The organism is Paraburkholderia sp. BGA-UO-ETr-F21, assembly GCF_059567925.1.
The window spans coordinates 1-11,687 of the sequence record NZ_JCAQOY010000038.1 but is presented as its reverse complement, the minus strand read 5'-3'; the positions used below and the strand labels follow the sequence as shown (position 1 = coordinate 11,687).

6 protein-coding genes are annotated in these 11,687 nt (G+C 55.3%); 1 reads left to right on the top strand and 5 read right to left on the bottom strand.

Annotation, left to right across the window (positions count from 1 at the left end):
- Window positions 1-158 precede the first annotated feature (158 nt).
- On the top strand, window positions 159-980 hold the full coding sequence (locus AC57B1_RS28290; protein ID WP_496419345.1) for a TauD/TfdA family dioxygenase: 822 nt from the start codon (window positions 159-161) through the stop codon (window positions 978-980).
- Window positions 981-2,491: 1,511 nt separating this feature from the next.
- On the opposite strand, the gene AC57B1_RS28285 is transcribed toward AC57B1_RS28290, so the two are convergent.
- The 5 genes from AC57B1_RS28285 to AC57B1_RS28265 form a co-directional block, all read right to left on the bottom strand.
- Complete coding sequence (locus tag AC57B1_RS28285; RefSeq protein ID WP_496419344.1) at window positions 2,492-3,295, bottom strand: hypothetical protein; 804 nt, start codon at window positions 3,293-3,295, stop codon at window positions 2,492-2,494.
- Entirely contained in the window at window positions 3,255-5,990 is a 2,736-nt protein-coding gene (locus AC57B1_RS28280) for a hypothetical protein (RefSeq protein ID WP_496419343.1), read from the bottom strand. Before AC57B1_RS28280 ends, AC57B1_RS28285 begins: the two co-directional genes overlap by 41 nt.
- A 430-nt stretch (window positions 5,991-6,420) precedes the next feature.
- On the bottom strand, window positions 6,421-9,660 hold the full coding sequence (locus tag AC57B1_RS28275) for a P-loop NTPase family protein (RefSeq protein WP_496419342.1): 3,240 nt from the start codon (window positions 9,658-9,660) through the stop codon (window positions 6,421-6,423).
- A 161-nt stretch (window positions 9,661-9,821) separates the two neighbouring features.
- On the bottom strand, window positions 9,822-10,688 hold the full coding sequence (locus tag AC57B1_RS28270) for a hypothetical protein (RefSeq protein WP_496419341.1): 867 nt from the start codon (window positions 10,686-10,688) through the stop codon (window positions 9,822-9,824).
- Window positions 10,685-11,425 (bottom strand): AAA family ATPase, encoded by a 741-nt coding sequence (locus AC57B1_RS28265; protein ID WP_496419340.1) that lies wholly within the window; start codon window positions 11,423-11,425, stop codon window positions 10,685-10,687. Before AC57B1_RS28265 ends, AC57B1_RS28270 begins: the two co-directional genes overlap by 4 nt.
- Window positions 11,426-11,687: the final 262 nt, after the last annotated feature.

Here is an 11,687-nt window from a genome sequence, read left to right as displayed (position 1 = left end):
GGCGTGCAGGGGCCACGTTTGAGGATGCGTGCGAATCCCTCGCGGAGCCCGTCAGCCTTGGCAAGAAACTAAGCGCAGCCGTATCCGCCGAACTCGCGCGGACAGGCACGGACTTGAACGCTCTTCGAGAGCGGGCGTGGACAGAGGCGTTTCTCCACTTGCCCCGCACCTTTGAAGTGGTGAGCCTACCTGCGACGCCAGAAGGGTTTCTGCCACTTCCCGATGCAGAAGGTACGCTTCTCGCAAGGGCGTCGTCGATTGCCGCAATTGCGACGCTCGGGCTCGACACCGTTTCGTACGGCTCCGAGAACAATGGTGAGTTGTTTGTCAACCTCGTCATCATCCCGGGTGAAGGTTACTTCTCGGATAAGTCCCGCAGTTCGATGGACGGTCATACAGACGCGGTGAGCTTCCCGGTGCGTGGCCGGTTGGATAGTGAGGAAGCACGTATTGCACCCTCGCCGGACTTTGTTTGCCTGTCCGGTCTGCGAAACCCGACGAATGCGGAAACGACCGTGATGCCGCTCTCGCAGATTCTGCCGCAGCTTACGGACGACCAGATTTCAGAGTTGAAGAAGCCGCAGTTCATTATTCGGGCGCAAGGCACGTTCCGGGATGGGACGCAGCGCATCCTCGGAGAGGAACACCTGGTCGACGGCGGTGAGCTTCTTTTCGACGTCGATGGCCAACTGTGGGTTCGTTTCAGCCACAGTAACGCAGGCGCAGACGAAGAAGAAGGGGCGGCTGCAGATGCCGTCAAGGCGTTCGCAGCGGCGTGCAAGACCTGCGCGATTGGCGTCGCAATCTCGCCAGGTGACATTTTGCTCGTCAACAACCGTATTGGCCTGCACGGGCGAACGACCGTCGACGGTGAAGCCGGCGGCGAGTCGCGCTGGCTTCTGCGGACCTACGGGCTAGACACATCAGGTCTGAAACCGCAGCAGCGCTACGAAGATTCGCTTCATAAGCTCTTTCCCTGATGAGACGGGCCGCGATTTCGCGGCTTCGCGCCCAAGCGGGGCTATCGCAGTCCGCAGCCTCCATCTACTTGAAAGGCCCACTGTCCGAGAGTCGAGCTAGCTTCGGGTCACACAAACGGCGTTACAAGCGGCATAGATTGCCAAGTCCGATGTCGGGACGGACGCCACCGCCAACTTAATCGCCGCGCACCAGCGACGCGTCCGCGCGGTAAAACACGGCGACGCCCTTGGCAACAATTGAGACGCAGACGGACTCACCCCGCGCAATGGGTCCTCCAAATCACAAGTGCAGGATGGTCTAGTTGGCCACTTCCGGTAAAGCCAAGTTGCCTAGTTACGTCACGTACCCCCCAACATATCTACGGCTACACGACCGAGGCGCTGTCGATAGGCGGCAAGGGGCCGATTACCGCCACGAACCACGATTTACCGACGGGAGCTTACCTACTTCCGATTCATCGCTTCCCGAACCCAGGGCGGTGTGAACATGTCACATATCTCAGCAAACGCGCTGTTAGGCCCCTCCACCCTCGCATCGGGAAACGTCCAAGCGTGCCCTGTGCTCCGTTCATCGAGTACGATGCCGACCGGGTGTAGTTGCAACGAAAAATGTATCTCCGAGGAGCCTCGTTCTGACAAATGCGACATGAATTGACCATTCAGGTCCAGTACATATTCAGCGAGGGCGCGCAGGTCTTGACGAAGTCGAATGAGCATATCGGTCACCTTGCCCGGAGTCGATGCTGAGGTAACTCCGCGCCCGGGCGCAAAAAACGCCTTACCATCCAAGAACAAAGGAGCATCAACACCTCCTCTACGAAGAGCGTCTCGCTCTGCATCCGTTGGCGACGTTCCCGCCAATACCCCCTTCAACTCGAACTGCGCCAGTACTTCGGGCCAATTCCTAGCCACAATTCGGATGAGCTCCTCACGCGAGAAACGGAGCTTGTCCCCCGAATGTGGCAAAACATCAATAAAGAGAGCGAAGTCCGGTCCGAACAACACGAAGAGTAGCTGTCCGCTCCGGGCCGAAAAATATTTGCCCTCAATGCGTTCGTCAGACACGTGAAGATGGTGAATCCCCCAGTCAGCCCATAGGAGGTCCGTCCGTTCTGCCCTTCGCTTACCACTAGAATCGTTTCGCAGAAGGCCCTTGCTCTGGTACGGATTGATGTCGTCACCGTTGCGTATCGCCTCGACCAACGCCGCGAGCGCTCCGGCTGTCTTTTGGTCCAGTGTCTTTGGGAATTTGTCCGACAGGTATATTGTTCGGGGCCGAGGGTCCACGACCCTGAGTCGAAAATCGAACCACCGAACAAGAGGTGACTGCGGACCACCACCTCGCTTGTGGCGAACCCCGAACCCTTCGTTGAGTTGCGTGGCGATAAGAGCGACGTTACGTTGGAATTCGTCGCAGAGTTCTTCTCGTGTTTGCACGGTTAGTCTTGTCCGTCCAATAGGTGTTCAGCCAGCCGTTCGGCCGGCAGCCGAGGAGATGAGGCTTGCCACCTCTATCGGGCGTCGCCTCGGCCTCTAACACTGGACGGAGGCTTCTTCGCTGGAGCACGCGATTTCTTGCTCGATAGCGATTTACGTGTCACCGCGCCATCCTCAGTGCCGGTGACGGCCCTACCCTCGACTCCTGGACCTTCCGTTGCTGGGGAAATCTTTACTGCGTTAGCTCGTTCCTTCGCTGTCGATTGCCTCTCCGATACCAAGTCAGCTTCTATAGCATCGAGAGCTTTGCGCAGGCGCACGATATCCTCAAGAGTGTCCTTTTTCAGGACAGCACGCGGGTCAACCGACTCCTCATCAGGCGAATTAGAGCTCCTAGAAATCGCCGTAATTCTGACGATGTTGAGCTCTTTCATTAGCTCGCGTTCAAGTTTACTCAGATTGCGCACCGCCACATTCCGTTCGTCTCTCTCGTCTGGCAATCGCAGCACCAACATGGAACTGAGCAAAGCGGCCGAACTTGCCCTGAGCGCATCGACGGGGTCTTTGTAGTCTTCGAGACCGCCAAAAACGAAAAAGCCCTCTTTTCGAAGCGAGCGTAAGAGTTTGAGCGCACTACCGTACTCCTCCATCGGATTGGCGCGCCCCCTGAACGTCGCTCGATGCTCCCATAGCTTTAGAATCATCTCGCACGCCTCGCGGCGTGCGGCGATACCAACAGGCGAGGCGGGTTCGCACTCGGCCTTTACAATCAATTCCGCGATGTAATGGAGAAGCCACACTGTAAGTGTGTCGGGGTTACCGTGTTGCTTCAGCTCATCAACCAGAAATTTTCCAAGCTCCAACGTGTCCTGAGGCATCGAAGATGTCACCTTGACTTGTGAGGAGGAGGTACCGGACGAAGTATGAATCTTCTTTCGTCCTTTCGCTATACCGGCTTTCATCGTCAAACTTCCTATACGTTTTGACCTTTATGAGCAAGTCACATTGCTCTTTAAGCAATACCTCTTGCAGAGTATGCCCTCTACAATGCACACGCGCCCCACGTGAGCGAACGAAATCTTCTTCGTCTCTGCGATGTCGCTCTGGAATTTCATCCGCCCACTGCTCAGCATAGAAAATAAACTCAGACGTCGCCTTCTTCTCCCAACCGTAAGCGAACTCGTCGCTCGGCACTAGTTTCAGAGTCTTCCGAGTTTGTTTGCCCGGCTGCATGAAGTGCGGGGACATCCCAGCCGCAAAGTCATCCTTCTCGTCAAGACCCGCCCGACCATCACTCTGCTCAAGCCATCCTTTAAGCTTGAACGGTGCGTCGTCTATTTCATCCTCTTTGTTATCCGACGACGGCAAATAATATCCATGAGCATCTCCAGACGACTGCAACGCTCGAAGTAACGCTGGCGCACCTTTCGGCCCCACAAGACAAGATGTAACACGTACGGATTCGTGCAAACTGCCCCAATAGCAGTCGTAATCCGCGTACACGGCGTACCACCCATTCCGACTGCCCAAACCCAGCAGTCCGAGAACTTCCGTCATCGAGGGTTCGCGAACCCAATCCACGTAGTGGTCAGCCGGTATCCAGAATCGGCGCTCAAGTGGCTTCGGACTTCGCAAGTCCGACAACCACTTCACAGGTCCAACAGTGACGACGCTGCGAAGCTCGTCTGCCAGACGCTCCTCATCATTGTCGTAATCGCTAGAAGCGAGTGGATGTGACGTCAATAGTTCCCCGGCCGCGCACCACATAGCGTTCCATTCCAGGTGTGTATGAAAACGTTCGATGCGCGGCAGTTGACCATGGCTATGACGAGTTTCATAAGGATATCGCTTGAACTTCTCCTTGCGCGACTCTTCGTCCCATCTCCACGGATTGGATGTGACACCCCACTTGTCTACAATCCAACGCTCGGCTTCAGCGACGAAGTCAGCGAGCGATACATTGGCGAACGCCTGCGCCAATCCCGGATACCAATATCGAAGCGTGTCAAGTGCATCAAAGTGAAACCGACGCTCACCAGACTTCTCGGCAGCCGATTCATCGTAGCTCAGGTGCGTCGGACGCCGTCTTTTTCTCAAGTGAGAAACGTTGACCTTAGCAAGAGAGTTGCGTTGACTCCTCGCCAACGTCAATGCTCCTGCTTCCACCAACGCTGCGATGCCCTGCTTAGCGAACTCACGGACGACCAAATGCGGAAATGCCGCATCGTCTAGAATTGACAGCAGAAATGTAGCGTACTTACAGGCAACTATTGGACGGTCTTCGCATGCCCGAGACACCGCTATTGTCAACCAGAGACGAGCGGCAAGCCAGTAAAACGCGGCTCCCTCCGCTCTAAAGCTTGTTTCGGATGTAACGTGGTACTGCATGACCATATGGTCAAGAACATTCGATTGTTCGAGCCAGAACAGGCTCCTCGTAGCGTGCGCAGCGCGCCAACGCATCGCGAGGTCGGCATCGCTGAGATAGGCATAAATAAGTCGCGCAAACGCCTCGTCAACCTGATTTGGAATATTGACAGACTCGAAGCGGTCCTCCGGGCGTACCTTCTCGGTGAGTCGTTCGACATAACGATTAACAAAACTGGCAACATCTCCGTGACTCACCAGAACGGCAATTATTTCAAGGAGGTCGTAGATGCCGTTAGCGTCGAATTCTTCGATGTTTTCCGACAATCCGGCCAAGATGGCTGGATAGACGTTCTCCTCTGATACGCAACTTGCTTCTATCAAAAGGCTCAGCAATGGCTTCGAGCGCCATGCTCGGATAAACATCCTTAGCTTCGCAGAAATTAGCCTCGGCAAACCGTGATGGCACCAGTCCCGAACTGCCACAGAGTTCCCATACCAGCCAATGACGGCATCGGTGAGAGCCTCAATCAGTTCGTACCTTGTATCGCCTTGGAGCGCAATCTCTGAAAGATTCTGAAGATAAGAAACACGCGCGTTCTCTGGCACTCTACGCTGAACTCTCTCGTACAAGTCGCGGTGAACCGCGTAGAGAGAAAGTTCATCTCTAGCCTTGTCAGCAGCCGCATCGACAAACGTGGCGATGTCAGGAGCGGAACGAACATTGAGATTCTCCCAATCAAGGGCGTCTAAGAATTCACGAAGCTTCTCATCCGGATTCTTGCCGTCCGCACTCGCCGCCTCCACGTCGGTCCGGTCGCGCTTTCGTGCAGTCTTCAAGAACTCCTTGCGATATGCAAGATACGTCACCCAACGACGGCGTAGCTCGGTTGGTACCCCTGCAATAATAGCGTCGTCGACATTATTCCGTGGATTGGGACTACGACGGAGCGCCTCACATTCGGCCAAAATCTCGTGAACGGCAAAGCGAGCGTTATCATCAAGCTTTGATGCCGCGTATACAACACCTGAAACGAGGCCTTCCGGCACTTCGCTAAAGAGGTAACTACTAGCCGCCACATATTGCGCCGGTATTGCACCAGTCTTCACACCGGCGACTAGAACCTCGCTTAGTGCTTCGGAGATGCCAGCAAGTCCCTCGTCGTCCCACCGCGACGCCACCGCCATCGCCACAGGTGCATTCAATTCAGCCAGTCCTCGACAAAGCGGTCTCCAGGGGAAGTGGTCGTAGTCGCGAAGGCGTGTCCCGACCACTGTTCCGAATGAGGCCAATCCCAGCGCTGCATTTCGAGACTGCGTAGGCGTAAGTGCTTTGGACGAAACATTTGACAGAGTCTCAAACGTCCCAAGCAGCCGCATTTCCGCGATATCTACGTCTTCAAGAACTAGTACCGCTTTACTGAAAAGACTTCCCGATGTTTCCGGACTGCACTCCAGTAGCAACCGTGAGAGTTCGAATAGAGATGCTGCCTTCTCCGACGAGGTCGTCCTCAAATCAGTGATTCTAGGCAAGCACATATTGGCGAACATAGTTAGCGCACCAGATACCTCCGGACGCCAGGAGAAGGGACGCAATACACGCGCTTCGCGGCCACCGAAAGTAGCCTGACTCGAGCTAATCAACTCTGACGACGTCGAATAGTGGTCCGATGCGTCCATTGTCGAATGCGAGCGCAGCAGTCATTGCGTCAGCTACGACGAAGTGCATGCCGCGCGCACCTGTTCGAGATGACAGGTAGCTCGCGGCTTCGAGAGCCTTCGACCATCTAGCCTTAGCGGCACCGGCGAACTCTTCCAACTGACCGGTCACCACATACCGCGCGCGAGCCTGATAGAACGGAAGATAAGCGCGAAAGAACTCAATAGCGTCCGAGCGCTTCTGGTGTTCATCGTACGTGAGTTCACTATCGGAACTCCAGCCCATTGCTGTGGCACTCTCGACGTCGAGCAGTCCGTCGAGCGTCAAGCTCCCTTCGTCTAGCTCCGACAGAAGACTCTCAGCCCTCAAAATTACATCGATTAACCCGTGTTGCGATAACTCAAGGTGTCGCCAACGCGGTCGGTCGCCTTGGGCCATCTCGGTAAGTGCGGTATGGACGATGTCGATACCTTCACCGTTGCGTGCAAGAAGCTCGCAGAGGGTAAGGCAGTCTCCGAAGAGACCCGTATATGCCGCTCGACGCTGCCCCGTGGATTCGCGGAGCTTTCCCCGGACCTGCAGTCTCTTCAGCAATAAGCCGACCATGTCCAAATCAATCTGCCTCCCGGCTTTCGCCAGCAAGCTAGTGACATAGACTTTCGCCTCCGCAGGCATCTTGGGGTCGGCGAGAAGACCTTCGACCAGTTCGAAGTTGCCCTCCCCGAGCAACGCTGTGACAAACGCACGAAAAATCTCTTCACGTCGTGGACCGTGCCGCCGGAACCGACGCAACACCGCATCAACCCCGGTCCTCGCAGCTTCAGCACGATAGAACGCTGCCACATCAGCGGCAGTGGGCTGCTGTGAATACTCACGATACTCTCTATCGTCTGCTTGCTTATCCCTCCACGCCAAGAAAAAACGGCGCGCACGCTCAACCTGGAGAGACAAATTTCGCTTCGCATCTTCGGCCATTAAGTGACACAGGACCGGTCCGTTGGCTTGGACGAATCTCTCATCGGACAGAACCAATCTGTCCAGAGATTCTCGCGCGTACCTAGCCGACAGGTCAGGATTGAGCGCTAACGCCTTCGCAATCGCATCACTTGTTCTAAGCGCCTCAGCTCCCACCATCAGGATATACATGCTCTCGCTCGGGCTGCCACTGCGCGCGCAAACTCGGAGCGCACCCCGCATCCTTTCCAATTGACAGAGTCGTCGTTCAACCGGGTCCGCAAACAGCCGCCCCTCAGGCTCCTGTGTCGCGACCCTGAGAGCGTCTGCGTCTCTTCCCGCAACGATTAGTGCTTGCACGACATGGCGACAAGCGTAGGCACTGTCCTTCTCGTTCGCGAGGAGCCGCTCAGCAATCTTTGCCCGCACCAGCGGCGATTTGGAACTGCCACGTTGCGCAACGAAGTGTTCGAAATCCTCGTCCGAAAACGAAACGCAGTCATCTTTGATAACGAGCGTCCTACCCAAGTCTTCGCATAGGTCCTTCGCCCGTACAAAGTCTTTGTCGATGGTGAACGCTAATTCCACCAACGGAATCGGTCGAGGCAGCGAAATGAGCGCAGCGCACAAGACCGGAATGGAACCGGCATCGCCGCCTTTTCGCCATGCGTTCTCGAACGCTTGCTCAAATATTTCGTCTAACCCTTTTCCGCTGGGAAGCAGATATTGCATCGCTTCACCCGGAACCCTCGATAGCTCAAACGCGTATGCCTGAACACGCGGCACACCGCGCGTCAGCTCGTGAAATTCACGCGTCCAGTGTACGTCAGGTTCCGGAATATGTATGGCGACGTTGGCTTCAGTCTCACTCAGACTGAATGATTCAATGAGCTGCCCCTTGAAATTCATGGGCAGTTCGAGCTCCGCTAGCCGAGCCGTCCGCGCGGAGACGAGGATTCGAACATTGCTGGGTAGGTCGCCAAGTGAAGCTAGCTCGTTGACAAAGCAGTGGTCGTTACGCCGCTTCGCTGCCGCGACGGCGTTGTCCGCTGCGTCTACCGCAACGACCAGCAGGGCTGGCGGATTGCTCTCGTAGAGAATCTGCGCACCTTGGTCCAGTCTGTCCTTGAACGCCTTTGCTGCGTTACCTCGCTCAGAGATGCGCAGCAACCGAGGCACACGGAGGTCTACTGCAAGTTCATTCGAAAGTTGAGTGAACGCTTCTTGAGGACGATGTCGCGGCGCGCTATCGTCAAGGTAGCTACCCCCGCCGTAGCAGTCGTACTGGATGCAGATGCTTCCCGGCGGAAGCATCGTCGCAATTTGGGTAATCGTGGTCGTCTTACCGCAGCCCGCACCACCATGTAACGCTATCCTCTGCACACCATTGACGAGGTTTGAGACAACCGCCCTAGCAATTGGGCGCTCGATAGCCTGAGACACCGGTACTACGCGGTTAGGGCAAGGGTAGAGTGCTGTGTCAGAGCTTACGTCAAGGCGAGACAAAACAGTCGCTTCGGTGATGGGCGCACGGCTTGACTCGGGCAGCATTGCGTCGCTGATGAACCGATGCAGCTCGAGGTGCGACGGCTTGGAGTCTCCTTCGATGAGACGGTCTAAACACTCGATTGCCTTGCGTTCTTGCTCAAAGTTTGATTCCGCACCGCACTCGGAAAAATCCAGCAGGGATGCGAATAAGTTAAATTGCGCAGCGGTGAGACCGGTTGCCGTCCGCAACTTATGACCGTCTTTTCTTGCTTTCGACCTTTCCGCCGCATCCACGGGTCTCGACCTTCCGAGCGCCAAGAACACGTCAGGCGACACATTCTGATTGCTTACTAGACGAATGGCGTATTGAAGCAATGAATTCTGACCGGTACGAACGCCTTCAGCAGCCAGGAACGCTTCTGCAAGCTTCCTGATGACAGAATTGTTCCCTCTCTTCGCGCTGTTGCTGCTCAGACGAGCTACGGTCCACAGCGCCTCAGGGCTCGCGGATGAATACTTGAGTTGAGCGAATTCCGCCCACGTGGCCTCGCTCAGGTTGTGTCCCCCTGACATGAGGCACACATCGACGGCGGTCCACGTCCCTTCGTTAGGGGATGCAGATTCGCGCGGTACGCCTTCGACGGTGATTGCTTGGTAGCGCGGGTTCGGTTCGAGTAGTGAAAGCGCTTTCCGTAACGCCCAGAGTTCATGAAACCGGTCTCCGGCGTTAGAAGCTCGAGCGCCCGCGATGTCTCTTTCAACGCCTTTTGCCATAGTCTATTCTCTCATCCAATGTGACTAGAGCCGTCGTTCCCTTAGTTCCTGGGAAACACTCAGCACTGCGCGCTATCGACCCTGAGCGGTCGAGAGCACGACATGCGGTAATTCTTCGTCTTCTACCGTCGTCTCAATTGGTTCAATCCTGAGCCGATAGCTCAGTCGTGGTCGCCAGCGCGCGCGGCATCCACTCTGTCTCGCACGTGTGCGACAGCGCCTTCGGAGTGGAGAACACCATAAAACACCATCGAATACCAATTGTTCGGTGTTCTGTGCTCCTTGTCCGAGGCCTTTAGCCGCTGTTCCAGACCACGACGTACATCCTCAACAGTCACGTGCTCTTCATGGAGGTCAAACAGAAGAGCCTCCGGGTCACGATGAAATGTCGCCCATTTTTCGGACGCCCATGTGAGGAGGCTACTACGTTTTAGAATCGACTCTATGTGAAAGCGTAACGCGAGTACCTGCTCGGGAGTCAACTCTTGCTCGATTCCTTGAATCGTTGCTAAAGGCGATTTCAGCTCACCAGAGAATTGTACATACGCTAGACGACGCTCCAAGACATCGTCAAAGTAAGGATGCAGGGTTCGCTCCCCGTTCACCTCACCGCGATATCGGGTACCTCGCTTGCTATTGCAATCGCAAGCGGGAACGAGGTTAGGTGCAAAAATCGCAAATTCTGGATACACGTCTTTTGGAAATACATGGTCTAACGTACCTGCCTTCAGACTTCCGCACATGGCACATACGTCCGGCGAACCAGAAGTGCGAAGCGTGTCAAGAAATTCAAGACATTTCGGCGGCGACGCATAATGGCCTTTCAAGGCCTCGATGAGCGCTGGAGGCAACGGCAGAGGAGCATGCACGGTCCATGGGTCACCTCGACCCGCCACGTACTCGTTGTAACGCGCTTTCATGGCATTCAGCTGGACTGCGAGCAGAGGATAACTGTTTAGGCGCTCGTTCAGCGACATTTCCTCTAAGAGACCAGCGTCATTTTGCGGCGTCGGAACAAGCTTCTTCATTGACCTTGTTCCTTGCGCTTCTTAATTTCTCTTCGAAGTGCCATCACCGCCTCGGTTGACACCTCCCCTTCAATAGTTTCAAGCCATTTCTCGGCCACGCCAGCATCTTCTCCAAGATGTGCTTCCAACTGACCGATAAGCCGGTTCACGATGTCGTCGCCGAAGACAAAATGCGAAATCGCACCGACGTCCGCCCCAAACGTCCGTAATCGCGGTTTCGTTATCTCAACCACCTGGCTGGTGTCGTCAAGCCGGATGATATGAACCTGAGAATGCGGAACCTCTCGAACCAGATACGCAGAATGAGTAGCGATGATTGCAATTGAACCAGAGAGCTCCAGTACTCTATCCAGCATGGCCACCAAGCCGGTAATCAGATTCGGATGGAGATGAGTCTCCGGCTCGTCCATCAAGATGAGGGCCCCATTCTCAGCGTAAACACACAGCTGCGCAGCGAGCCTCACGAAGGATTGTTGACCGCTACTCAGAGGCAAGGACTTATTGCCGACTCTTCGCCTTAATTCCCCTCCCAAGTCGACCTGCATTCGAACCTTTGCAGTAGCTTGCTCCCCACCTGTCCAAAGGCGAGATAGACTAATTTCTTGCGCGACCCCTGTCGCGTTCGGCTTCGCATTAAGCACCAATTCATCGAAATCAAGTATCTGCGCGATACTCTCCGCGAAGATACTCCAGCGAAAGTTTTCACCAATCCGACGCACGTCTCGAGAGAGCTTCACCAATACTTCCGCTATTGTCTCTCGCTTATCAGAGGCGTTAGCCGAAACTCGCTTGTATACGTATCCGTTGGGAATTAAGGGCTCTTCCGGAAATGTCGCTTCTGCTTCGCCTGGCGTACACACAGCGACAATCCGACTCAGCCTAGAGCGTGTTAGGCACTTTGCGGGAGACCTAGTATCCTGGCGGGATGAAAAGAGCAGATCGCAAAGGGTATCCGACCGATGTGTCCGACGAAGAATGGAGCTTCGCAGCACCCTATCT